The organism is Allochromatium vinosum DSM 180, from assembly GCF_000025485.1.
GTDB lineage: Bacteria > Pseudomonadota > Gammaproteobacteria > Chromatiales > Chromatiaceae > Thermochromatium > Thermochromatium vinosum.
Window position 1 is genome coordinate 666,248 of sequence record NC_013851.1, and the last position, 22,872, is coordinate 689,119.

Here is a 22,872-nt window from a genome sequence, read left to right on the forward strand (position 1 = left end):
GTCGTGAAGACTTCAGACGGCCCGGCCGTTCTCGACCCGCAGCGCGCGTCCGGTCAGTCCGCGTCCATCGGGGCCGAGCAGCTGCACATAGGCGCCGGTCACGGTCGCCGGGTCCGGGTGACTGTTGGGGTCTTCCCCCGGATAGAGGCTGGCGCGCATCGCGGTGCGCAGGACGCCGGGATCGAGACTGTTGACGCGGAGGCGGCCGGATTCGCGGGTCTCTTCGGCCAGCACCTGCATCAGACCCTCGATGCCGAACTTGGCGGCGGCGTAGGCGCCCCAGTAGGCCAGCCCCTGGCGTCCGACCCGGTCGGCGGTGAAGACGATGGAGGCGTCCTCGGCCAGACGCAGCAGCGGCAGACAGGCCTGGGTGAGCATGAAGGGCGCGTTGAGGTTGATGCGGATCACCCGCTCCCATTCGGAGGCGTCATAGTCGTCGATCCGGCTCAGGAAGGGCGCGGAGGCGGCGCAATGGACCAGACCATCGAGCCGCTCGAAGGTGTCGCCGATGACGTTGGCCGCCGCGATGAAGTCACGCTCGGTCGCGGTTTCCAGATCGAGCGGCAGGATGGCCGGTTCGGGATGACCGGCGTCGAGGATCCGGTCGTAAACCGGCTCCAGGTCGGCCTGATCGAAGGATGAGAGGATGACGGTCGCGCCCTCGGCGGCGCAGGCCAGGGCGACGGCGCGGCCCAGTCCCTCCAGGGCGCCGGTGACGAGGATGACGCGGTCCTGGAGTCGGCCGCCGGTGGTCAGTGATGGATCGGTGGACATGCTTGATTCAGTCATCGCTTCGGTGAACGGTGGTCAATGATCGCGGCCGGCTTCATAGGCAAGCCAGTCGAGCAGTTGCAGCGGATGGTCGATCATCCCATGCGCGCCCCAGGCGCGGGGATCGTCGTCCGGTCCCAGATAGCCGAAGAGCGCCGCGAGCGTGCCCATGCCGGCCGCCAGTCCGGCCTGGATGTCGCGCTCGGCATCCCCGACGTACCAGCCGCGCTCGGGGTCGACGCCCAGCAGATCGCACGCATAGAGCAGCGGATCGGGATGGGGTTTGGGATGCGGCGTGGTGTCGCCGCAGACCAGACAGGCGAGGCGCTCCAGGAAGCCGAGCCGCTCCAGCAGAGGCTCGGCGAGCGCGGTCGACTTGTTGGTGACGATGCCCCAGGGCAGACCGCGTGCCTCCAGCGCGTCGACCAGCTCGACCATGCCCGGAAGGGGCGCGGTCCGGTCGACTAGAGCGCTTTCGTAGATGCGCAGATATTCACGGCGCAGCGGCTCGTAGTCGGGATCCTCGGGTTTGAGTCCGAAGCCGACCTTGAGGATGCCGGGCGCGCCGTGCGAGGCGTAGGGCCGCACCCGTGCAAAGGGCAGGGGCGCGCGTCCGTGACGATGCAGGAGCCTGTTCAACGCGGCGGCCATGTCGGGCGCCGTATCAGCGAAGGTGCCATCGAGATCGAAGAGCACGACGCCATCGCGCGGCGGACGCGGATCAGCCATGGGTGTCGCGCACGCAGGTCACGAGATAGTTCACATCCAGGTCGTGCGGGTCGAGCCGGTAGACCTGGGTGAGCGGATTGTAGACCATGCCGGTCATGTCGGTGGTGCGCAGCGCGGTCGGACGAACCCAGGCATCGAGCTCGGACGGGCGGATGAAGCGCGCGTAGTCGTGCGTGCCGCGCGGCAGCATGCGCATGATGTATTCGGCCCCGACCACGGCCATCAGATAGGACTTGGGATTGCGGTTGAGCGTGGAGAAGAACACCCAGCCGCCGGGCCGCACCAGACGCGCGCAGGCGTCGACCACCGAGGCCGGATTGGGCACGTGTTCGAGCATCTCCATGCAGGTGACGGCATCGAAGGCGCCGGGCTGCTCCAGCGCCAGGGTCTCGACCGGCACGCGCCGGTATTCGACCTCCACGCCGCTTTCGAGCGTATGGAGTTCGGCCACGCGCAGCGGCATGTCGCCCATGTCGATGCCCATGACCTGCGCACCGCGCAGGGCCATGCCTTCCGAGAGGATGCCGCCGCCGCAGCCGACGTCGAGCACGCGCTTGCCGGCCAGTCCGCCGGCGCCGCGCTCGACATAGTCCAGACGCAGCGGATTGATGTCGTGCAACGTCTTGAATTCGCTGTGCGGATCCCACCAGCGCGAGGCCAGGGCCTCGAACTTGCTGATCTCGGCGTGATCGACGTTGTGATGCTGTTCGCTCATGGTGTCAGGGGTCCAATGCTGGCTTAGGGATGGTGACATTCTAAACTGCTTGGTCACTATTCTTGAGGTCGATCCTGTTAGAATCCTCGTTCACGCAGGTCTGAGCCTGCGTCGACAATGAACCAAGCTGCTCACACTGGAGGATCGATACACATGTCCGCACTCTTTTCCGATGGTTGGATGAAGCAACTCATGGACGCCTGGAACAACGAACCCGAGGTGTGCGACAAGCTCGCCGAGATCGACTTCAACTCGGTCATCACCTGCGGGTTCAAGGACGAAGAGAATCCGCGCGGCGTGTTCGTGGTCGAGAAGGGCGTCTGCGTGCGTGCGGGCGACTGGTCCGAGAGCGATCCGGCCCCGAACTGGGACATGCGCGCCGACCTGAAAGACTGGCTCAAATGGGTCGAGAACGGTATCGGCATGACCGGCATGGGTGCGGCCTTCATGACCGGCAAGCTCAAGTTCAAGGTGGGTGACTACAAGGCCATCATCAAGGATCCGCGCATGGCCAACCCCTTCGTCAAGAGCTTCGGTCTGATGCAGCAGCTCGACACCGACGAGATCAAGTGATCGGTTCGTTCCGATCCATACGCAAAGCCCGCCGGCCGGCGGGCTTTTTTGCATACAGCGCCAGGTGAGGGCGGAACGCCTGGCCGTCGATCGACGTGGGTTCCGCCGGCGGTCTCACCAGGTCAGAACCACTTCCGCGCGCACGAAGAACGAGTCGTTGCGGCGGTTGTCGGCATAGTAGTCACCCGGCATCAGATACTCGGCGACCAGATGCCCCGAGACGTTCTGGCTGAACTTGCTCTTGAGCCATGCCGTCAACAGATGTCCACGGAAGTCGCCGTCGCCACTCAGATTGACCATCTGCGCGGCGGTGCGGGTGCTCTGCTCATCGGCCCATAGCGCGTGGTAGTCGACCAGGAGCTGGGTCGTCGGATGCACCTGAGCGATCCAGCCGACATTGAAGCGCTGGAGGTTGGTCGCCTCGCCCACGCGCGACTCCAGCGGCCACTGATAGATCATCAGCTCGCTCCACTGCGGCCAGCGGCCCCAGAGCGGATCGAAGGCCTGATCGTCGGCGCTGTCCGGGTCGTCGCCTGACAGGTACTCGAAGTCGGCGTGGAGCTGATTCTTGAGCGAATCGTTGAAGCTGTAGGTCAGGCGGCCGTTGAAGCCGAAGGCGCTCAGATCACGGTCGTTGCGCGTGCCCCATTCATAGGCGGTCTCGGCGCGCAGCGACCAGTTGGGCGTGAGCTTGGAATCGGCACGCAGACCCGCCGCATAGATGTCGCCCGAATCACTGGGTGACGTGAAGGGCGTGCCATTGTTGATGCGCAGGTTGCGCGGCGTGAGATTCGGGTCGTTGTGCTTGTAGATGAAGTAGCCGTCGAGATCCGTGCCCTCGATCAGCGACTTGTTGCGCCCATAGACGATGACGCCGGTCTCGTGCTGCTCGGTCTGATCCTCGACCTCGCCGTTGAGCGACTGCGGGAAGCGTCCGGTGTCGGCGCTCTGGTCGATGTAGATGAGATCGAGCGTGGTGCCGAGCGACGCCAGGCTGTAGGTGGCGCGGGCGGCGTCGAGATAGATGCTGCGCGAGCCGTCGAGCGGCGTGCCCTCGAACACCAGCCAGCCGTTGCCCAGGACGATGTCCTGGCGTCCGACCTTGAGCGAGAGCGGCGAGCCGCCGATCTGCTTGGCGCCGATCGTGAGCTGATCGAACAGGATGCCGCCGCTGTACCAGTTCTCGAAGCCGGCTGCCGGCCAGTTGGAGCGGGCGGGATCCTGGTAGTGGCGCCCCTCCCACATCAGGCGCGCGCTGGCTTCCAACTGATCGCCGAACGTGTAGGAACCCCAGAGCCGTCCGCGATAGCGCTCGAAGGTGCGATCACCCGTGGCGCTGTCGGCGTCCAGGCCCACGTTGTCGATCCAGACCTGACGCAGACGCAGGTCCGCGCCCCATTTGAAGGGACCGCTGGTCTGTTCGGCCGAAACCGCCGAGCAGATGAGTGTGGCGCCGAGTCCGGCGGCCAGAAGCTTGTTCTTCTTAGAATTCATCGTCCACCTTCTTTTCTTCGAGCGCCCACTGGCGGTCTTCGTCAGTGACTTCGTCGCGCGCGGCATTGCGGCGAATCAGGCCATAGAGAATGCTCAGGACGGCCAGGGCGATGATGCCCAGGTAGGCCGTGAGCACGAAGGGATCGTCGAGACCCAGCATGATGGTTTACCTCGTCTCCGGGAAGCAGCGGTCGAGATGCTCGGCCGCCGGCGGTCGGGTGAAGGCGCTGACCAGGATCAGGGTCAGGAGCGCGGCGGGCAGGGCGACCACGATCGGATCGACCGAGGGCCAGTTCGGGTAGTCGGCCAGGAGACTGGTCTTGCCGCCGGTGACGAGCTGTACCAGACCGATGGCGCTCGCTTCCTTGGCCTTGACCAGCAGCAGCCAGAACAGCGACACCACCAGACCGACCGTCATCGAGGCCAGCGCCCCAGCCTTGGTGACGCGGCGCGAGAAGAGTCCGCCGATATAGGCCGGCAGGAACGCCGCCGCGCACAGCCCGAAGAAGATCGCCGTGAAGCGGGCGACGATGTATTCCTGACGAATGGTGTAGCTGATGGTCACGGCGATCAGCAGACCGACGACGATCGCCAGCCGCATGACCAGGAGACTCGGTTCACGCGGCTGCCCCTTGGTGCCGATGCGCTCATAGAGGTCGCGTCCGGCCGCCGTGCCGATGGTGTGGAACTGGCTCGACATGGTGCTCATGGCCGCTGCCAGCAGCGCCAGGAAGAAGATGGCGCCGAACCAGTGGGGCAGGGCGGTCGAGATGAAGGTCGGGATGATCGTGTCGGCGTCGCCCTTGACATAGGTCACAGCCGAGGAGCGCCCGCCGACCAGCTCGAAGCGCGTGCCGCTCGCCTCTTCGGCCTCCTGGCGCTCGCTGACGATCAGGGCCGCCGTGGCCGGAGCCTGGGTCTTGGGGTTGAGGATCGCCGTCCAGGCGCCGCTGTCGGTCTGTTGCATCAACTCGACCAGCGCCTGATTCTTCTCGGCGTCGAGTTCCTGGATGACCTTGCCGTTGAGGATGGGACCGTTCTGGGCGAACCAGGCGTTCGACAGACTGCCGACCAGGAAGGGTGTGCCGGTCATCAGCATGATGAAGATCGCGCCGATCGGCACCGCCCGATCCAGCTCGCGCCGGCTGCGCACCGTCATGAAGCGCACAGCCAGTTGCGGCTGGGCCAGCACGCCGATGCCCACGCCCAGGATGATGGCCGTGACCACGATCCACCACAGATCATAGGTCGGTGCGCCCCAGCCGAAGGCCGGCATCTCGGTCCAGCCCTGATGACCGATCTGGGCCAGAGGCGCAGGCACCATGGCCTCCATGTCGGTCAGATACTGGTGGGCCTCGGTCACACCGCCCAGACTCGAATAGGTGAAGACCAGGAGGAAGATCATGGCCAGCACCATGACGAAGCCCTGGAAGGTGTCGGTGTACATCACGGCCTTGATGCCGCCGGGGATGACGTAGGCGGCAGTGATGAGGGCGAAGATCAGGAGTGCGACCTCGAAATCGATGCCGAACTGGGTGGCGGCGAAGATGCTGCCGCCGGTCATGACGGCCGCCGCGTAGAGCGGCATGAAGAGAAAGATCAGGACGCCGGCGAAGATCTGGATGCCCCGGCTCTGATAGCGCTGACCCAGGAGTTCCGGGAAGGTGTGGGCGCCGAGATGGTGCCCGAGCCGGCGTGTCGGCTCACCAAGCACGATGAAGGCGATCAGGATGCCGACGCCGATGTTGAGAAAGGTCAGCCACAGCAGACTCATGCCGAAGAGTCCGGCGACCCCGCCGAACCCGACGATGGCCGCCGTGGAGATGAAGGTGGCGCCATAGGAGACCGCCATGATGACCGGATGGGCCGAACGCCCTCCGACCAGGAAGTCGGCCGCCGAGCGCGTGCCCCGGTAGCCGAGCCAGCCCAGATAGGCTGTGATGGAGAGGTAGGCGAGGATGACGACGATGTCGATCCAGCCCACCGATGCATGATCGGGCATGTTTCCCCCTGTTATTGGATGATGTGGACTCGCAGCCACGTCGCCCGCATTCGATCGTCATGGAGTCGAAATACGGGCGGGGGAAAATAACCTGATTTGCCGTGCGGGTGTTATAGGGCTGAAGGGTTCAGGTGGGCTTTTTTCAGCCGGAGACGTGCGTCTGTCGTCTGGCGGCGGCCGTGTAGACAGCGTTTCGATCGCGCCTGCCAACGGCAACGACCAGAACGATCAGCCGATCGTTCAGCACTTCGTATACGAGCCGGTAGCCGACCGTCTTCAGTTTGATCTTGTAACGGTTTTGGCGTCCAGAGAGCCTGGAAGCGGGGATATGGGGTTCTTCCAGACGTTCCAGGAGCTTCTTCTTGAGCTGTTCTCTGACGCTCTTGTCCAGTCTGTTCCACTCATCCCAGGCATCCGGATGGAACTGTAGCTCATAGCTCATCCAGGGAGACCTTGAGCGGCGCCTTTCCGTCATTCAGGCGGGCATCGGCGATGTCGTTCAGTTCAAGATCTTCGAGGCGATCCATCAGGGCCTCGTAGGCTTGCGCCGGCACGCAATAAAAGGCCGGCTCGTTGCGGTTGAGGACGGCCACCGGAAGACCGGCTCCGGCCGCGACCGTGCCCATCGGATTGCGTTTCAGCTCTGAAATGCTCGCCGTCGTTTCGGCCAGGATTCGATGCGTCATGGCAGATTGGGAGTGCTTTTAAAAGCACTTAATCTAGAGCGTTCAACAGGTTTTATCAAGCCGGCCGGATGAGCAGGATGAGTACGAAAGCCGGGTCGGTAGATTGGTGTCAGGACGCCACATGCCGTTCAGTTCGCCCCAACAGCCGCCGCATCCGCTCGATCCCATCGTCGACCAGCGTATAGACCACGGGCACCACCAGCAGACTCAGGAAGGTCGAGGTGATGAGTCCGCCGATGACCACGATCGCCATGGGCGCGCGGAAGCTCGGGTCGGTGCCGATGCCGAGCGCGATCGGCAGCATGCCGGCGCCCATGGCGAGCGTGGTCATGATGATCGGGCGCGCGCGCTTGCGGCAGCCGTCGAGCAGCGCCTCCCAGCGGTTCAGTCCATGCTCGCGCCGCGCCAGGATGATGTAGTCGATCAGCAGGATCGAGTTCTTGGTGGCGATGCCCATCAGCATGATGAGTCCGATCATCGACGGCATCGACAGCGCGCTACCGGTCACGAACAGGGCGAGAAACGCACCGGGGATCGACAGCACCAGCGCCGCCAGGATGGTCGCCGGCTGCACGAAGTCGCGAAACAGCAGCACCAGCACCGCATAGATGCAGAGCACCCCGGTCAGCATCGCCAGACCGAAGCTGGCGAAGAGTTCGCCCATGACCTCGGCATCGCCGACCGTGGTCTGGAACACGCCCGGCGGCAGTTGGCGCAGGCTCGGCAGCGCCAGCGCCTGCTTCTCGACTTCGCCCAGCGGCTGCTGATTGAGTTCGATCTCGAAGTTGACGTTGCGCAGCCGATCGTAGCGATCGATCTCGGCCGGCCCGCTGTCGAGCGTCAGCGTGGCGATGGCGCCGATCAGCACCGGACCATCGCGTCCGGGTACGGTCAGACTGCGCAGCAGATCGAGATCCTGCCGCGCCGCAGGCGGCAGCTTGACCACGATCGGCACTTGGCGCTGGGACAGATTGAGCTTGGGCAGCGATTGGTCGTAGTCGCCGCTGGTGGCGATGCGCAGGGTCTCGGCGATGGCCGCCGAGGTCACGCCCAGCTCGGCGGCGCGGGCGAAGTCGGGCCGCACCACCAGTTCGGGCCGCACCAGACTGGCGGTGTTGGTGACGCCGCCGATGCCGGGGATGGTGCGCAGTTCGCGCTCGACCCGGCGTGCGTGCTCGGCCAGGAGCTGACCGTTCTCGCTGGCCAGCACCAGGATGTACTTCTCGTTGGCTCCGGCCAGACCCACGGTGAACCGGATACCGGGAATGGCGGTCAGCGCCTCGCGCAGCTCGCGCTCGATCGATTGCTTGGTGACACCGCGCCGCTCGTTGCGCGGCGTGAGGCGGATGGTCAGGGTCGCCTTGCGCACCTCCTGCACGCCCGTGGCCACGAAGGGGTCGCCGCCCGCCGAACCGCCGCCGATGGTGGTATAGACCAGCCGCACCTGCGGGTGACGGGCGACCAGCACCCGTGCCTGCTCGGCCGCCGCCAGCGTCTGGTCGAGCGTGCTGCCGGGCGGGAGCTGGAGATTGACCTGAGTCTGGGACATGTCGTCGGGCGGCAGGAAGCCGGTCGGCAGCAGCGGCACCAGCGCGAAGGAGCCGACGAAGAACCCGGCCGCGCCCAGGAGCGTCAGCCAGCGATGGCGCACACAGAACCCGCTCAGGCGCACCACGGTATCGAGCCAGCGCGGCCGGTCGTGGAGCCGGCGCGGCGGGTGCAGCAGATAGGCCGCCATCATCGGCGTGAGCAGCCGCGCCACCACCAGCGACACGAACACCGCAATGGCCGCCGTCCAGCCGAACTGCACGAAGAACTTGCCCGCCACCCCGCTCATGAAAGCCGTCGGCAGAAACACGGCGATCAGTGTGAAGGTGGTGGCGATGACCGCCAGCCCGATCTCGTCGGCCGCCTCCATCGCCGCCTGATAAGGCGTCTTGCCCATCCGCAGATGGCGCATGATGTTCTCGATCTCGACGATGGCGTCGTCGACCAGGACACCGATCACCAGCGACAGCGACAGCAGGGTCACGACATTGAGCGTGAACCCGAGCAGATACATGGCCGCAAAGGTCGGCAGGATCGACAGCGGCAGCGCCGTGGCCGAGACCAGGGTCGCGCGCCAGTCGCGCAGGAAGGCCCAGACCACCAGCACCGCCAGCACCGCGCCCTCCAGCAGCAGCGACATCGAGCCTTCGAAGTTCTCCACCACCGGGTCGACGAAATTGAAGGACTCGACGACCTCGATATCGGGGTGCTCGGCGTGCAGTCGAGCCAGTTCGGCCCGTACCCCCTCGGCCACCTCCAGTTCGCCAGCGCCACGACTGCGCACCACCTCGAAGCCGACCACCGGGCGCCCGTCGAGCAGCGCGGCCGAACGCCGTTCGGCAATGGTGTCGGTCACGGTGGCGACCTGACCGAGCCGGATGCGCCGGCCATCGGACAGACTGATGTCCAGTTCGGCCAGCTCGGCGGCGGTCCGGACCGTGGCCAGGGTGCGCACCGACTGCTCGGCTCCGCCCAGATCGGCGCGTCCGCCCGAGTCCTCGCGCTGGATCCGGCGCAACTGGCGCGAGATGTCGGCGGCCGTGACCCGCAGCGCCAGCAGCCGGTCCGGGTCCAGTTCGATCCGCACCTCGCGGTCCACGCCGCCGACCCGGCTCACCGCGCCGACGCCCGGCACGCTGAGCAGACGCCGCGCCAGGGTGTTGTCGACGAACCAGGACAGCGCCTCCTCGTCCAGACGCGGCGAATCGACCGTGTAGCTCAGGATCGGCAGTCCGGTCAGGTCGATCTTGGCGACGATCGGCTCTTCCAGATCGCCGGGCAGGTCGGAGCGGATGCGCGAGACGGCATCGCGCACGTCGTCGACGGCCTCCTGGGTCGGTTTCTCCAGCCGGAATTCGGCGGTGACGGTCGCGGTGCCGTCCTGAACCTTGGTGTAGATGTGCTTGATGCCCTGGAGACTGGCGATGGCGTTCTCGATCTTGCGCGCCACCTCGGTTTCCAGCAGCGCCGGCGCCGCGCCGGGCAGACTGGCCGAGACCCGCACGCTCGGCAGATCGATGTCCATGAACTGCTGGACCTTCATCGCCATGAACGACAGCGTGCCCATGAAGGCCAGCAGGGCGAACAGCAGGATCGCCGGGATGGGGTTGCGGATCGACCAGGCGGAGACGTTCATTCGGCGAGGCGCACCAGATCGCCGTCGGCGAGGAAGCCGACGCCGCTGTCGACCACCTCGGCCGTGGCCTCCAGTCCGGCGGTGATCTCGACCCGATCGCCCAGACGCCGGTCGACCCCGACCTTGGTCTGGATCACGGTGCCGCCCGGCTCCAGCCGGAACACATAGGCGAAGCCCTCGCGCGCCAGCACCGCCGACTGGGGCAGCGTCAGGGCCGGACTCTCGCCGAGATCCAGCTCGCCGCGAACGAACATCCCGGCGCGCAGCGGCCGGCCGGTCGCCTCGGCGGGCAGGTCGACATAGACCAGTCCGGTGAGTGTGCGCGCATCGATGGTCGGGGCAACGCGCCGAATCTGGCCGTTCACCGGCGTGCCGTCTGGCGCGAGAATCCGGGCCGGTCCGCCCGGTTGCAGCCGCGCCAGCTCGGTCGCCGGCACCTCGGCGCGCCACTCCAGCCGGCTGTCACGGATGAGGCGCAGCAGCTCGTCTCCGGGCTGGACGAGTGAGCCCTGGGTGGCGCTCAGCGAGGCGACGATGCCGGCGACCGGCGCCAGCACGCTGGTCCGCGACAGCCGTAGTTCCTCGCTGCGCACCCGAGCGCGGGCGGCATCGAGCCGGGCCAGCGCGGTCCGTTCGGCGCTCAGGTATTGATCGGCCTGCTGCGCACTGAGCGCGGCCGTGCCGCGTGACTCACGTGCACGGTCGGCGTCGGCGCGGGCCTCGGCGAGCAGTGCCTCGGCTTCGGCTACGGCGGCGCGTGCCTGTTGGAACGCCGCCGTCACGCTGTCGCTGTCGATGCGCGCGAGCAACTGGCCGCGCTCGACCCGGTCGCCGATCTCGACCAGCACCTCGACGAGCCGATCGCCGCCGATCTCGGCGCCGACGACCACCTCACGCCAGGCGGCGATATTCCCGGTGGCGGCGATGGTGCGCGGCCAGTCGCGGATCTCGGGACGGGTGGTGGTGACGGTCAGGGCCGGCTTGGTCGGCCGGGCGGGGGCGTCATCGTCTGCCTGGAGCCAGCCCGCCTGGCCGCCCAGGCCGAATACCAGGGCCAGCCCCAGGCCGAGACGATGGATTCCACTGAGTCGTCGTGGATGTGTGTTGTCGAGCGCATGCATGTCGATGTCGTTCGTTCAGTGCGTCAAACGCCAGGCGTCGAGGAGGATCAGGAGGCGCTCGGCGGGTGGTTCGCCGAGCAGGGCCAGGGCACGCACGCCGTTGGGGCGCAGGCGCGCGGCCAGCAGTGGAGGGAGCGGCTGGATCGCACGTACCGGAAGCTCGAAGTGCACGACGGGTTCACCGACGCGGATCAGTCGCCGCCAGTCCGGATGGACGATCTCGAGCAGACGCTGGCGCGACGGCTCGGACGCGGTTGAATCGGGCCATTCGATGAGTTCGGCCAGACTGGGCGCGGCGGTTTCAGCCGGGTTGCGCATGGCGCCGATCTTGGTCGCCTCCAGCGCCAGACAGTGCCCGGCGCTCTCGAACCGAACGAGCGCAAGGGTCTCCGGTGGTGCCACGGGGCCGTGTTCGACTCCAGTCCGAACCACTCAGCCTGCCCCGCTCAGGTAGTCCTGGAACAGCGCATCGAGATCCAGCAGGAACACGCTGTGTTCGTCGAGTTGGAAGACTCCGCGCGCGGTCCGGCGCAGTGGCTCAGCCAGCGTGTCGGGCACGGCCTGGATCGCGTCCTCGGCGACATCCAGCACATCGACGACGCGATCGACCCGCAGTCCGCTGCGCATCGGTTCACCGCCGACTTCGTGCGACCCCTGGGCCAGCAGGATCGCCCCCTGCCGGCCGGGCGCGCCGTGCCCGATCCCCAGCAGATCGCCCAGCCGGATGACCGAGGTGATGTCGCCGCGCACACTGATGACACCCTCGAGCGCCGGCGGACAGCCGGGCACGAAATGGATGGTCGACAGTGGCAGGATCTCGCTGACCTGACGCCCCGGCAGGGCCTGGAGCCGCTCGCCGATGGCGAAGACCACGAGCTTGACGGTGGGCGCGTCGACTTCGACCAGCTCCGCCTCGCCGCGGCGGCGTCGGTCCAGGATCTCGCTCAGTGGGTCCGGATTCGGGTGCAGGCTGTCGGAGGCCATCGCCGTGATCACTGTCTGCTGTTGGAGTGGGCGATCAGGATGCGATTGCGCCCCGCACGCTTGGCGCGATAGAGCGCGGCGTCGGCCGCCTCGATCAGCGCCGAGGGATCGCTGTATTCGGGGAAGGCGGCCAGCCCGCCGCTGAAGGTGCAGTGGAACTCCGTCCCGTCGGCGATGAAGGTCACGGCTGCGAAGCTCTCGCGCAGTGAATCCATGATGGTCTTGGCCTGATCGGCGTCCAGGCCGGTCATGATGACGGCGAACTCCTCGCCGCCATAACGCCCGACGATGTCGGACTCGCGCAGCCGCAGTCGCAGGGTGCGCCCGAGGGCCATCAGCACCTGATCGCCGGTCGGGTGCCCGTGAGTGTCGTTGACGGCCTTGAAATGATCGACGTCGATCATGGCCAGACAGAGCAGACGCCCGGAGCGCTGGCAGGAGGCCATGGCGACTTTGAGCAGTTGCAGGATGGTGTTGTGGTTGAACAGTCCGGTGAGGCTGTCGCGGATCATCAGCGAGCGCAGGGTGCGCATGCGTTCGGCGCGCAGATGGACCTCGGTCACGAGGCGTTCGGGTTCGATCGGCTTGGTGAGAAAGCCGTCGGCGCCGACTTCCAGCGCCTTGAACTGCCGCCGCGCGTCGGTCTCGGAGGAGACATAGATGATCGGCAGCCCCAGATAGCCGGGGATCTGGCGCAGCACGCGCGCCAGCTCGGGACCGGAGCAGTGGGGCATGTAGAGATCCATCAGCACCAGATCGGCGTCGAACTCTTCCAGGATGGCGGGCACGCGCTCGGGTTCATTCGCGACACGCGTGACCATGCCGGCCGCGTCCAGCACCATGGCATAGAACTGGCCCACGTCCGGATCATCGTCGACGATCAGGATGTGATAGGGATCGGGCGTGCCGCGACTGGTGAGCTGATCGAGCAGCTCGGCCAGTTCGACGGCCTTGACCGGCTTGCGGCAGTAAGCGTACCCGCCGGCCTTGACCGCGCGCAGACGGGCCTGGAAGTCGTCGCGCATCGAAATGAACAGGCAGGGAACGTGGGTATCCAGCCGGGCGTTCAGTTCGGCGACGGCCGCCGGTCCGGCGTCCCGCCCCTCCGGGAACATGATGTCCATGATGATGGCCGCCGGCAGCCGTTTCAGGGCAGCCAGGCGCAGCGCCTCCAGAGACGCGTAGGGTTCGACCTCGTAGCCGAAGCAGCCGAGCTGGTCGGACAGATCGCGTGCCAGTATCGGGTCGTCGTCACAGAGATAGATGAGACGCTGGTTCGATCCGGCTTCATCGGCACGTTGAGCCGGCAGGGTGAAACGCGGCTGACTGTCGGCCGCCATGGCGCTGTCGACGCTCAGCTTGAGCTCTTCGAGTGTTTGGACGTGCCGGCGCAGATCGGCGAGCAGGTGCGGCGAGAGCCGCCGGTCGCCGTCGAGCACCTCTCGCAGGGTCTGCTCGGCCTCTTTGGCCGAAGCGTTGATGGCGTCGAAGCCAAAGGAGGCGCCCGACCCCTTGAGCGTGTGGAAGATGAGATGGAGCTGACTGAGCGGCTCGTCCTGGCGCTCGCTGGTCGTGAGCGCGGCCAGCAGCTCGCGCGCCTGACGCAGACGGTCGGGAAGCTGCTCGATGAAGGACGCACGCAGACGCCGCTTGCGTTCCTGGAAGGAGTCCTGGGGGCCGGCCGGCATGTCGATGGTGCCTCGTTCGCGTCTCCGGTCGTTGCGGTTCAGAGTCGGTCGAGCAGTTCGGGCAACCGCTGCTCCAGTGAATCGTCCTTGGCGAGACAGGCGCGGAGTCCGGGTTCGCGCTCCAGCAGTGGCGTGGGGTCGTCTCCGGTCAGGAGCACGAATGGCTGGTCCAGGCCGCGTTCGCGCAGCTCCTGGAACAACTCCAGTCCATCGAGCAGCGGCATGTGCAGGTCCGAGACCACCAATTCGAAGGTCGCATCCTCGGTGAGTCGCTCCAGAGCCTCCAGGCCATGTTCGGCGAGCTGGCAGCTGTGTCCGGCCTCTTCGAGAACGGCCAGGGTCATCTCGCCGGCCAGCGGGTCATCGTCGACGATCAGTATGCGCATGGGGGTCTCAGATCCTCGAAATCGGGTGCGGGCGCGAGTCAGGGGCTAACCTAACAGATTCATGAGTGTATCGACCAGACTCGATTGATTGAAGTCGCCCTTGACGATATAAGCATCGGCACCGACCTGGATGCCGCGCTGCTTGTCCTCGGGCTTCTGGCGCGAGGTGACGATCACGATCGGCGTGGAGCGGTACTGATCGTGACCGCGCAGACGCGCCGTCAGCGAGAAGCCGTCCAGGCCCGGCATGTCGACGTCGGTGATCACGGCGTCGAAGTGTCCGCCGAGCGCCTTCTGCCAGCCGTCGAGTCCGTCCTCGGCCAGGGTGACGCGGTAGCCGTGGGCCTCCAGGATCTCGCGCTCGATCTCGCGCGTGTTGAGCGAGTCGTCGACGACCAGGATGCGCTGTCCGCCGGGCGTCTGATGGGACACGCGCCGGTCGGCGATCACCAGCGGCGCCTCGCCGCGCAGTCGGCGCGCCATCTCCAGGAGTGCGGGCGCCTGGAGGATGCTGACCAGGGCGTTGTCGCCGGTGACGACCATTCCGGCCACCAGACCGCTGGCGTGCAGGTGCACCGGCAGTGGCTTGATGACCATGTCGCGCTCGTCGAGCAGCCGGTCCACGACCAGACCCAGCTTGGTCTGGCGCGACTGGATGACCACCACCAGCCAGCCGTGCCCGGCCGTGTCGCCGGCGGTGGTCTGGAGCGCGGGCAGATCGCCGGCCTGGACCAGCGGCAGAAATTCGTTGCGCAGCACCATGGCCGGGCGGTCGCCGACCAGCAGGGTCTGGTCGCGCGGCACCCGGATCAGTTCGGCGACCTGATGCGCGGTCAGCCCGAAGGCGCGTCCGCCGGCCTCGAACAGCAGCACCCGCATCACGGCGAGCGAAGCCGGGAGTTGGAGACCGAAGCGGGTGCCGAGGCCGGGACGGCTGGAGATCGACAGCGAGCCGCGCAGATCCTCGACGATGGCGCGTTTGACCACGTCCAGGCCGACACCGCGCCCGGAGATGTCGGTGATGATGGCGCTGGTACTGAATCCGGGCAGGAAGATGAGCTCGTTGACGGCTTCGTCATCGAGACCGGCGGCGCGGGCCGGATCGATCAGGCCCTTCTGGATCGCCTTGGCGAGGATGCGCTCGCGGTCCAGGCCGCGACCGTCGTCCTCGATCTCGATGAGCACGCCGACGCCTTCCTGGCGCGCCGAGAGTCGCAGTCGCCCGAGGCGCGGCTTGCCGGCGGCCTGGCGTTCGTCCGGGGATTCGAGTCCATGGTCGATGGCATTGCGCAGCAGATGCACCAGGGCATCGCTGAGATGATCGATGAGCTGGCGGTCCAGCTCGATCTCGCCGCCGCTGATCTCGCAGTTGACCTCCTTGCCCAGCTCGCGTCCGAGCTGGCGCGCCAGGGGGGCGATCGGCTCGAAGACGATGGCCAGCGGCAGCATCCGCATCACCAGGGCGCGATCGTTGAGTTCGGTCGTCAGGCGTTCCTGTTCCTGGACCAGATCGCGCAGGGCGAGCGTGAAGCCGTGCATGGCGTGCGACTGGGCCGTCAGTCGCTCGCGCTCGGGTTCGGCCTCCATAGAGGCCAGCGCGGCCAGGGATTTGTCGAGCGTGCGGGCCTCCAGCAGCTTGTGACGCAGCTTGGCCTGATTGGAGACGACCTCGCCCATGAGCTTGATGAGTTCGTCGAGCTTGTCCATGCGCACCCGCACGCTGTCGGGGGCGCGCAGGACGGTCAGGGTCGAACGCGTCGCCTCATCAGGCGGTGCTTCGGTCGGTGTGGGCCGGGACGCATCGTTTGGCGCGGGCGCCGCTTCGGGGGCGGGCGCGGATGGAGCCGTCTCACCCTGGGCCGCCGCCGCGAGGGCCGCGCAGAGCGACTCGTCCGGGGGCGCGAGCTGGCCCGCGCTCGATTCCACCTGCTCGACCAGGGCGCTGATGGCGTCCAGGGCGCGTATCAGGAGTGCGCCGAGTTCGGGACTCGGTTGTGTCCGGCCCTCGCGCAGCGCGCCCAGTACCTCTTCGAGCTGATGCGCGGTCTCGGCGATGCTCGTCAGCTTGAGCATGCGCGCCGAACCCTTGATGGTATGGGCGGCGCGGAAGAGCTCGTTGATCGTCTCGCCGTCCAGGCCGGCGCCCGAGGCCAGCGGCGCCAATCCGGCTGCGAGCCGCCCCAGGTGATCGCGGGCCTCGCCGGTGAAACGGGGTAGGAATTTCTTGATGTCCAGGGCCATGATGGATAGCGGGTCAGTCGCTCGCTTCGAGTCGGGTCAGGCGGATCTGGCACAGTTGACGCAGGTCGCCGAGTGCCAGGTCCGGCGCGCCGATCAGCGCCGCCATGGGATCGGGTGGACCGGCCTCGCGTTCGAGCTGACGCAGGACGACGCGGTATTCGCGCTGCGCCAGTTGGGCCTGTCCGGTCGCGTGATAGACCTCGGCGAGCTGGAAGTGCGCCGGCCAGGACTCGGGTCGATGATAGATGGCGCGTCGCAGAAAACCGATGGCCTCGGTCGTGCGTCCCTGACGCTGGGCGCTGCGCCCCAGGAGCAGCAGGGCCTCCAGATTCCAGTGATCGATCTCGAGCACGCGGTGCGCCAGCGCCATGGCGTTCGGGGTCCGGTTCATCTCGAACAGCAGATGGGCCTTGAGCACCAGATCCCTGGGCCTCGGCTGGGGGGCGACGCAGAGCGGTTCGAGACGTTCGAGCGCCGCCTGATGGCGCTCGCTCTGGGCGAGGGCGAGCGCCTCGTCATGGATGGCGTCCGCCGCTGGGCCGTCGGGCGCGTCCTGAGCCGGTGGCTGGGCGCGCGTGGCCGGTATCAAAGCGTATTCGGTGCGAGACCTCTCTGGATCGGAGCGACGCCGGATAGTCTGTGGATGACTGGACATATCCGGCGGCGGTCGTCTGGAGTCGCCGGACGCCGGGACGCCGGGGCGCGACTCACGCGGGCGTGCCGGTGGTGTTCGTCCAGCGTCCCGAGCCCGATCGGTGCGCTCCGTCCCGGCTAGCGTTCTTGCCACGGGCGGCGCACCCATGACCGGCGATTCATTGATGAACAGGAAGACCCCGTCGCACTCGCGCAGCGCCAGGATGCCGAAGTCGTTGGCCAGGGTCTCGGAGATGCCGACGATCAGATAACCGCCGGGCACCAGCAGCGTCTTGAGCCGCTCCAGCACGCGCCGGCGGGTCGGGGCATCGAAATAGATCGAGACGTTGCGAAAGAAGATCACGTCCTGACCGGCGAGTGCCGGAGGATAGTCGGCGGCGAGCAGGTTGAGCGGCTGGAAGCACACCTGTCGGCGCAGACGCTCGTCGATCTGGAAATGATTGGTGTCGACGGCGCTGAAATAGCGCTCCTGGAGCTGCGGACTCAGGGCGCGGAAAGAGAAGCGGCCGTAGACGCCGGCGCGTGCGTGTTCCAGGGCCGCGCGATCGACGTCTCTTGCCTGGATCTCGAAGAGTTGGTCGGCCAGCTCGCCATAGCGCTCGCGCAGGGCCATCAGGATCGAATAGGGTTCCTCGCCCGTCGAGCAGCCGACCGACAGCAGGCGCACCGGCCCGTCGGCAGCGCGATGTGCCAACCGCTCGGGACAGAGCCGTTCGGTCAGCAGCTTCAGATGCTGGGACTCGCGGTAGAAGTAGGTCTCGTTGATGGTGATGAGACTGGTGAGGGTGTGCAGCTCGGTCTCGTCGTTGTGCAGCCGCGCCAGATAGTCCTCGGGCGAGCGGTCGCCGACGGTGCTGATGCGCTTGGCGAGCAGTTCGCGCCAGAGATCGTTGCCATAGGTGCCGGCATTGAGTCCCAGGTGTTGGCGGATGAAGTCCTGGATGGATTCGAGACTCATGGCGCCGTGCCCACCAGACGGCACAGGGCGCCGGCGATCTCTTCGAGGGGCAGCACGCGGCCGATGGCACCGGCGTGGATGGCCTCGCGATTCATGCCGAAGATGAGCGAGCTGGGTTCGTCCTGGGCCAGGGTCTGACCGCCGGCGGCGCGGATGTCGAGCAGTCCCCGCACGCCGTCGCGGCCCATGCCGGTGAGGATCACGCCCAGCGCCTGATCGCCATGGCGTTCGGCCACGGAAGACAGCAGCCGGTCGCAGCTCGGATGATAGATGTCGCGTGCCTCCGGTTCGACGTAATGCAGACGCCGGCCAGCGCTCAGGACCAGATGCCGGGCCGGGTCGGCCAGATAGATACGCCCCGGTCGCGGGATCTCGCCGGCCTGGGCCACCACGACCTCCAGTGCACAGAGATCGTTGAGCCAACCGGCCATGGCCTCGGCGAAGCCGACCGACAGATGCTGGGCGATCAGGACCGGGGCGGCGAGCGTCGCCGGTAGCCGGGGCAGCAGGGCCGCCAGTGCCTGGGGTCCGCCGGTGGACGAAGCGATGGCGATCAAACGCTCGCCCTGGGTGTCCGGGCCGTTGGGGACGGGGGGTGGCGTCGCGTGTGGGTGCAACGTCGGCCCGGCCTGGGACACGAGCGCGGCGCCGCCCGACTGACGCCGGATGTGCCGGATCACGGGTACCCCGGCGAGCATCCGCAGCCGCCGTGCCAGGGCGCCGCCATCATCGATCCCCGGCTTGGCGGTGGCTTCCAGCGCCCCGCGCGCCACGGCCGACATGGCATTGTGCGAGTCGGCCAGATCCGAGAGCACCAGGATGGGCGTGGCCCGCACAGCCATGATCTCTTCGATGGCGGTCAGTCCGTCCATCACCGGCATCTGCAAGTCCAGGGTGATGATGTCGGGTTTGAGCTGGAGCGTCAGCTCCAGTGCCTCGCGTCCGTTGGTTGCCTCGCCACAGACGCTCAGTCCAGGCTCGGACTCCAGCAGGGCGCGGATGAGCGCACGCGCCGTGCCGCTGTCGTCGACCACCAGGACGCGGATCGGCTTCATGCGTCGCCCAGGGGCCGGGCTTCGGTGACGGTCGGCCGTGACTCCAGGGTCCGTTCATCGAGCACGAAGCGATCGACCTGACCTTTGAGCATCGCCGAGAGCTGGGTCATGCTCTGGGCCACCTGCGAGATGCGGCGCACCGACTCGGCCGTCTCGGCGCTGGCGGTCACGATCTCCTTGAGTGCGACCACCACCTGATTGCTGGCGGTGCGCTGCTGCTGGGTCGAGAGACTGATCTGCTGGGCCGAGCTGGTGGTCTCGCTCGCGGTCTGCACCAGTTCGCGCAGGAAGTCGGCGGTGCGCGCCGAGGCGTCCAGCCCCTGGTCGATGCCGACCGAGCCTTTTTCCGAGGTGATGACCAGCCGGCCGATGGTCTCCTGGATCTCGCCGATCTTGTGCGCGATCTCGGCGGTCGACTCGCTGACCGAGTCGGCCAGACGCCGGATCTCGGCCGCCACCACGCCGAAACGCTTGCCGGCCTCGCCCGCCGAGGACGCCTCCAGCGCGGCATTGAAGGCGATCAGCTTGGTCTGATCGGCCACGGTGTCGATGATCTCCATGATGCGCGTGATCTCCTTGGACTTGCCGCCCAGATCGACGATCTCCTTGAGCGAGACCTGATTGTCGTGGCGGATCTCCTCCATCTTGTCGACCAGCTGGCGCATGGCCTGCTCGCCGTGGAGACTGCCGTCGTAGGTGCGGCGTGCGATCTCGACCACCGAGCCCGAGTATTCGGCGATCTGCGCCGAGGACGAGGACAGTTCCTCCATGGTCGAGGTGATCTCGGCCACCGAGCTGGACATCTGACTGGAGGTGGCCGCCTGTCCGTCGACGGCCTGGGCGATCTGGCGCGCGGCCTCGTGGACCGAGATCGCGTTGCGCTCGACCTCGGCGACCAGATCGCGCAGATGACGGCGCATGCGGTCGGTCGCGCCCGCCAGCCCGGCCAGCTCGTCGCGTCCGTCCAGAGTGACCGCACGCGCCAGATCGCCGGCGGCCACGCGGTCGACGCCCTGGGTGAGGCGCTCGATGCGTCGCGCCAGCACCCGCGCCGAGACGAGCGCGAGCACCAGACCGATCGCCAGCACCAGACCGCCGAGCATCCAGGTTCGCTCGATCGCCCGTGCCCGGATCTGGCTGTAGACCTGACGATCCTTGGCGACCTCGATCACCCCGAGCGGCTGGCCGGCATAGTCCCGGATCGCTTCGGCATAGACGGCCATGGGCACGCCGCCGATCGTCAGTTGGGCGTACTGGGGCGTGCCGGCAGCGGCCGCCGCGATGGTCGCCTCGTCGAGGAGCGGGCGCTCGCCGGCGGTGCTGGCGAAGGTCTCGATCTGGCCGTCGCGGGTCAGGTGGAGCGCGGCCTCGACGCCGTGGCGTGCCTTGAAGCCCTCGAAGAAGGCCGGCCCGAACGACATGCCGAACTCGACCGAGCCGAGATGACGACGGCCCTGATCGAAGACCGGGACAATGCCGCGCGCACCCAGACCGGCGACACCGGATTCCAAGCCGCGCTGGGGTTTGCGCTGGGTGTTGGTGTCGACGACCGAATGCCGGAAGCCGGCGAGATCGTCGCCATATTTCTCGATCTGGTGCAGTCGCAGGAAGGAGGTCGCGGGCGGGGTGTGGAACTGGAACTGGACCGCGCCATAGTCCTTGCTCAGCACCTCGTAGGGCGCGAGGAGCTGCTCGCGCAGCCAGTCGCGATCACCGGCGGCGAAGTGCTGCCGGACCTCGGGGATGTTGGCGACCAGGGCGCTCATGGCTTCGGCCAGCCGGGTTTCGGCCTCGACGTCGAGCCGGATGCGTTCGGCATACTGGCGCAACTCGGTGCGCTCCGCCTCCAGGGCCAGACCGTCCAGGGCGCGCAGATTGAAAAAGGACAACACCGAGACGGCGAGCAGGATCGCTGTCCCGGCGCCGATCATGTAGTTGACCCAGAGACGGAGGTTGGTGAACATCAGTCGCTCTCGTGCAGGCCGCGTCTGGCGCGGACGTTGAAACCGCGGATCGAGAACCGGATGCTAGCCTAACCCGAGTCGCCAAAGAAGACTCCCCAGTCTTGAATCACTCTGGATCGTCCTGGAGCCGTCATGGAAAGTTACACCGTCGTCCGACCCGAACATCTCAACCACTACGGCCATCTGTTCGGTGGCTGTCTGCTCAAATGGGTCGACGAGATCGCCTGGATCGCCGCCAGTCGCGACAATCCGGGCTGCCGCTTCGTCACCATCGGCATGGACCGCGTCGAATTCCATCGCGGCGTCGAGCTGGGCACCGTACTGCGTTTCGTCGCCGGCGAGAGCTGTCGGGGACGCACTTCGCTGACTTATGGCGTGAGCGTCTATGCCGATGATCTGGAGACCGGACGCGAGGAGTCGATCTTCTCGACCTGCATCACCTTCGTGCGGCTCGACGAGCAGGGGCGCAAGCTTCCCCTGCCCACCGCCGAACCGGCCCTGGTCTGACGGTCGGCGAGGCGTCATTCCGTGGGTTGGGTTCGAGCCGCCATGACGTGGCCGGCCAGCCCGGCGCGCAGTGCCTCCGGCAGCGACTCGCCGACATGGATCTCGTCTGTTACCAGGACATGGATGGTTCTGGCCGTGGCCATCTCTTCGCCGGCTTCGTTCAGGAAGCGATAACCGATCGCGAACGAACGTCGGCGCAGATCCTCGACCCGCACCTCGACCCGGATGCGGTCGCCATGGCGCATCGGGCGCCGGTAGTCGGCCTCGGCATGGGTCAGGGGCAGCAGGATCTCGCCATCGCGGAGCATGGCGTCGATCGGATAGCCGATGTGCTCCATGAAGGCTTCGAGCGCGTCCTGCGCGTGCCGGAACAGATGGGCGAAGAACAGGCGTCCGGCCGCGTCTGTGTCGTGCAGCCGGATATGCAGTTCGTATCGAAACGTTTTGTCTGTCATCAAGTTGCCGTCGAAGACACATCCCTGTGTCGAGGTGGCGCGTCGGGCGAGTCCTGATTCGGACCGTGCCCGGCGCGCCCGATCGCGCTTCAGGACGAGCGCTTGGAGGCCGCCGAGCCACGGGTGCTCAGCAGGAAGAACGCGGCCACGAGGAAGGCGACGATGGCTACGGCGATGACCATGGTCACGGGCTTGTTGGCCGGGTCGACGACCTTGAAGGGCTCGCCGATCTTGACCAGGATGGCCGAGTGGCCCGGATCGGCCAGCAGATAGCCGCAGAAGCCGAGGAAGGCGCCATAGACGACCATTTTGGTGTCCAGGTAGAGGCCGACCAGCAAGGCGACCAGAGCGGTCATCATGATCAGGGTGACGGCCGCCTTCTGCCCACCGAGGGCCGAGTCGACGCCCATCTTGTGCAGGATGGTCAGCACCCAGGCCAGGGCGCCCCAGATGATGATCTGCTTGGCCAGATAGAACAGACGCGAGTCGCCCCGCACATAGGCATTGCCCCAGGCGGTGACCAGCGAGATGAGTCCGATGACCGGAACGAAATAGCCCCAGTAGACGGCGATGCCGCTCGCGTTCTCGCGGGTGAGCGCGAAGAGCGCGACGGTGCCGGCATAGAGGATGATGAGCGGGAACAGGGCGAGCATCAACGAGCCTTGCGATTTTGCGGATGTTGTCACGACGGACCCTCCTAACATT

Annotated in this window: 22 protein-coding genes; 2 read left to right on the plus strand and 20 right to left on the minus strand. The window is 66.8% G+C overall.

The annotated features are described in order from the left end of the window. Positions 1-12 precede the first annotated feature (12 nt). Genes ALVIN_RS02865 through ubiG form a run of 3 tightly spaced genes read right to left on the minus strand, consistent with a single transcriptional unit; the run spans position 13 to position 2,215 of the window. A complete protein-coding gene (locus tag ALVIN_RS02865; protein WP_012969803.1) occupies positions 13-774 on the minus strand; it encodes an SDR family NAD(P)-dependent oxidoreductase in 762 nt (253 codons plus the stop codon). Between the two features lie 33 nt (positions 775-807). Continuing rightward, positions 808-1,500 carry an HAD family hydrolase gene (locus ALVIN_RS02870; RefSeq protein ID WP_012969804.1) on the minus strand — a complete coding sequence of 231 codons (693 nt, stop codon included), beginning with the start codon at positions 1,498-1,500 and terminating at the stop codon, positions 808-810. Further along, positions 1,493-2,215 (minus strand): bifunctional 2-polyprenyl-6-hydroxyphenol methylase/3-demethylubiquinol 3-O-methyltransferase UbiG, encoded by a 723-nt coding sequence (ubiG, locus tag ALVIN_RS02875; RefSeq protein WP_012969805.1) that lies wholly within the window; start codon positions 2,213-2,215, stop codon positions 1,493-1,495. Before ubiG ends, ALVIN_RS02870 begins: the two co-directional genes overlap by 8 nt. A gap of 153 nt (positions 2,216-2,368) precedes the next feature. Here ubiG and ALVIN_RS02880 point away from each other — a divergent pair, with 153 nt between their 5' ends. Further along, positions 2,369-2,788, plus strand: coding sequence for an SCP2 sterol-binding domain-containing protein (locus ALVIN_RS02880; protein WP_012969806.1), 420 nt, complete (start codon positions 2,369-2,371; stop codon positions 2,786-2,788). A 114-nt stretch (positions 2,789-2,902) separates the two neighbouring features. Here the strand turns inward: ALVIN_RS02880 and ALVIN_RS02885 are convergent, their stop codons facing one another. The 15 genes from ALVIN_RS02885 to ALVIN_RS02950 all read right to left on the minus strand — a co-directional run bounded on the left by ALVIN_RS02885 (position 2,903) and on the right by ALVIN_RS02950 (position 21,205). Next, on the minus strand, positions 2,903-4,282 hold the full coding sequence (locus ALVIN_RS02885; protein ID WP_012969807.1) for an alginate export family protein: 1,380 nt from the start codon (positions 4,280-4,282) through the stop codon (positions 2,903-2,905). Continuing rightward, the gene (locus ALVIN_RS17755) at positions 4,272-4,442 is read right to left on the minus strand and encodes a symporter small accessory protein (protein WP_012969808.1); all 171 of its coding nucleotides are present in this window, start codon (positions 4,440-4,442) and stop codon (positions 4,272-4,274) included. Before ALVIN_RS17755 ends, ALVIN_RS02885 begins: the two co-directional genes overlap by 11 nt. A 6-nt stretch (positions 4,443-4,448) precedes the next feature. Continuing rightward, positions 4,449-6,284, minus strand: coding sequence for a sodium:solute symporter family protein (locus tag ALVIN_RS16455; protein WP_012969809.1), 1,836 nt, complete (start codon positions 6,282-6,284; stop codon positions 4,449-4,451). A gap of 142 nt (positions 6,285-6,426) precedes the next feature. After that, entirely contained in the window at positions 6,427-6,726 is a 300-nt protein-coding gene (locus tag ALVIN_RS16915; RefSeq protein WP_012969810.1) for a type II toxin-antitoxin system RelE family toxin, read from the minus strand. Further along, positions 6,716-6,970 carry a type II toxin-antitoxin system Phd/YefM family antitoxin gene (locus tag ALVIN_RS02900; protein WP_012969811.1) on the minus strand — a complete coding sequence of 85 codons (255 nt, stop codon included), beginning with the start codon at positions 6,968-6,970 and terminating at the stop codon, positions 6,716-6,718. Before ALVIN_RS02900 ends, ALVIN_RS16915 begins: the two co-directional genes overlap by 11 nt. Positions 6,971-7,079: 109 nt before the next feature. Beyond that, a complete protein-coding gene (locus ALVIN_RS02905; RefSeq protein ID WP_012969812.1) occupies positions 7,080-10,154 on the minus strand; it encodes an efflux RND transporter permease subunit in 3,075 nt (1,024 codons plus the stop codon). Beyond that, complete coding sequence (locus ALVIN_RS02910) at positions 10,151-11,275, minus strand: efflux RND transporter periplasmic adaptor subunit (protein WP_012969813.1); 1,125 nt, start codon at positions 11,273-11,275, stop codon at positions 10,151-10,153. Before ALVIN_RS02910 ends, ALVIN_RS02905 begins: the two co-directional genes overlap by 4 nt. A 15-nt stretch (positions 11,276-11,290) precedes the next feature. After that, positions 11,291-11,677, minus strand: coding sequence for a hypothetical protein (locus ALVIN_RS02915; protein WP_012969814.1), 387 nt, complete (start codon positions 11,675-11,677; stop codon positions 11,291-11,293). Between the two features lie 30 nt (positions 11,678-11,707). Then, positions 11,708-12,259: a chemotaxis protein CheW gene (locus tag ALVIN_RS02920; protein ID WP_012969815.1), complete on the minus strand. Its 552-nt coding sequence runs from the start codon at positions 12,257-12,259 to the stop codon at positions 11,708-11,710. Positions 12,260-12,267: 8 nt separating this feature from the next. Then, positions 12,268-13,947 (minus strand): diguanylate cyclase, encoded by a 1,680-nt coding sequence (locus tag ALVIN_RS02925; protein WP_012969816.1) that lies wholly within the window; start codon positions 13,945-13,947, stop codon positions 12,268-12,270. A gap of 38 nt (positions 13,948-13,985) precedes the next feature. Beyond that, the gene (locus ALVIN_RS02930; protein WP_012969817.1) at positions 13,986-14,333 is read right to left on the minus strand and encodes a response regulator; all 348 of its coding nucleotides are present in this window, start codon (positions 14,331-14,333) and stop codon (positions 13,986-13,988) included. A 45-nt stretch (positions 14,334-14,378) separates the two neighbouring features. Then, the gene (locus ALVIN_RS02935; protein WP_012969818.1) at positions 14,379-16,574 is read right to left on the minus strand and encodes a hybrid sensor histidine kinase/response regulator; all 2,196 of its coding nucleotides are present in this window, start codon (positions 16,572-16,574) and stop codon (positions 14,379-14,381) included. 13 nt (positions 16,575-16,587) lie between these two features. Next, positions 16,588-18,186 (minus strand): CheR family methyltransferase, encoded by a 1,599-nt coding sequence (locus ALVIN_RS16460; RefSeq protein WP_012969819.1) that lies wholly within the window; start codon positions 18,184-18,186, stop codon positions 16,588-16,590. Beyond that, positions 18,183-19,241, minus strand: a complete 1,059-nt coding sequence (gene cheB / locus ALVIN_RS02945; RefSeq protein WP_012969820.1) for a chemotaxis-specific protein-glutamate methyltransferase CheB — start codon at positions 19,239-19,241, stop codon at positions 18,183-18,185. Before cheB ends, ALVIN_RS16460 begins: the two co-directional genes overlap by 4 nt. Next, the gene (locus tag ALVIN_RS02950; protein ID WP_012969821.1) at positions 19,238-21,205 is read right to left on the minus strand and encodes a methyl-accepting chemotaxis protein; all 1,968 of its coding nucleotides are present in this window, start codon (positions 21,203-21,205) and stop codon (positions 19,238-19,240) included. Before ALVIN_RS02950 ends, cheB begins: the two co-directional genes overlap by 4 nt. A gap of 132 nt (positions 21,206-21,337) precedes the next feature. Between ALVIN_RS02950 and ALVIN_RS02955 the strand changes: the two genes are divergently transcribed. Next, a complete protein-coding gene (locus tag ALVIN_RS02955; protein ID WP_012969822.1) occupies positions 21,338-21,712 on the plus strand; it encodes an acyl-CoA thioesterase in 375 nt (124 codons plus the stop codon). A gap of 14 nt (positions 21,713-21,726) precedes the next feature. Here ALVIN_RS02955 and ALVIN_RS02960 read toward each other — a convergent pair whose 3' ends face one another. Together ALVIN_RS02960 and ALVIN_RS02965 are read right to left on the minus strand one after the other, a co-directional pair. Further along, on the minus strand, positions 21,727-22,167 hold the full coding sequence (locus tag ALVIN_RS02960) for an acyl-CoA thioesterase (RefSeq protein WP_012969823.1): 441 nt from the start codon (positions 22,165-22,167) through the stop codon (positions 21,727-21,729). Positions 22,168-22,256: 89 nt separating this feature from the next. Continuing rightward, a complete protein-coding gene (locus ALVIN_RS02965; RefSeq protein ID WP_148217445.1) occupies positions 22,257-22,853 on the minus strand; it encodes a hypothetical protein in 597 nt (198 codons plus the stop codon). Between the last annotated feature and the right edge of the window lie 19 nt (positions 22,854-22,872).

Bases quoted from the DNA above. Each gene is read 5' to 3' on its own strand.
- ALVIN_RS02865 (WP_012969803.1), bottom strand. From the start codon at position 774: ATGTCCACCGATCCATCACTGACCACCGGCGGCCGACTCCAGGACCGC.
- ALVIN_RS02870 (WP_012969804.1), bottom strand. From the start codon at position 1,500: ATGGCTGATCCGCGTCCGCCGCGCGATGGCGTCGTGCTCTTCGATCTC.
- ubiG (WP_012969805.1), bottom strand. From the start codon at position 2,215: ATGAGCGAACAGCATCACAACGTCGATCACGCCGAGATCAGCAAGTTC.
- ALVIN_RS02880 (WP_012969806.1), top strand. From the start codon at position 2,369: ATGTCCGCACTCTTTTCCGATGGTTGGATGAAGCAACTCATGGACGCC.
- ALVIN_RS02885 (WP_012969807.1), bottom strand. From the start codon at position 4,282: ATGAATTCTAAGAAGAACAAGCTTCTGGCCGCCGGACTCGGCGCCACA.
- ALVIN_RS17755 (WP_012969808.1), bottom strand. From the start codon at position 4,442: ATGCTGGGTCTCGACGATCCCTTCGTGCTCACGGCCTACCTGGGCATC.
- ALVIN_RS16455 (WP_012969809.1), bottom strand. From the start codon at position 6,284: ATGCCCGATCATGCATCGGTGGGCTGGATCGACATCGTCGTCATCCTC.
- ALVIN_RS16915 (WP_012969810.1), bottom strand. From the start codon at position 6,726: ATGAGCTATGAGCTACAGTTCCATCCGGATGCCTGGGATGAGTGGAAC.
- ALVIN_RS02900 (WP_012969811.1), bottom strand. From the start codon at position 6,970: ATGACGCATCGAATCCTGGCCGAAACGACGGCGAGCATTTCAGAGCTG.
- ALVIN_RS02905 (WP_012969812.1), bottom strand. From the start codon at position 10,154: ATGAACGTCTCCGCCTGGTCGATCCGCAACCCCATCCCGGCGATCCTG.
- ALVIN_RS02910 (WP_012969813.1), bottom strand. From the start codon at position 11,275: ATGCATGCGCTCGACAACACACATCCACGACGACTCAGTGGAATCCAT.
- ALVIN_RS02920 (WP_012969815.1), bottom strand. From the start codon at position 12,259: ATGGCCTCCGACAGCCTGCACCCGAATCCGGACCCACTGAGCGAGATC.
- ALVIN_RS02925 (WP_012969816.1), bottom strand. From the start codon at position 13,947: ATGCCGGCCGGCCCCCAGGACTCCTTCCAGGAACGCAAGCGGCGTCTG.
- ALVIN_RS02930 (WP_012969817.1), bottom strand. From the start codon at position 14,333: ATGCGCATACTGATCGTCGACGATGACCCGCTGGCCGGCGAGATGACC.
- ALVIN_RS02935 (WP_012969818.1), bottom strand. From the start codon at position 16,574: ATGGCCCTGGACATCAAGAAATTCCTACCCCGTTTCACCGGCGAGGCC.
- ALVIN_RS16460 (WP_012969819.1), bottom strand. From the start codon at position 18,186: ATGAGTCTCGAATCCATCCAGGACTTCATCCGCCAACACCTGGGACTC.
- cheB (WP_012969820.1), bottom strand. From the start codon at position 19,241: ATGAAGCCGATCCGCGTCCTGGTGGTCGACGACAGCGGCACGGCGCGT.
- ALVIN_RS02950 (WP_012969821.1), bottom strand. From the start codon at position 21,205: ATGTTCACCAACCTCCGTCTCTGGGTCAACTACATGATCGGCGCCGGG.
- ALVIN_RS02955 (WP_012969822.1), top strand. From the start codon at position 21,338: ATGGAAAGTTACACCGTCGTCCGACCCGAACATCTCAACCACTACGGC.
- ALVIN_RS02960 (WP_012969823.1), bottom strand. From the start codon at position 22,167: ATGACAGACAAAACGTTTCGATACGAACTGCATATCCGGCTGCACGAC.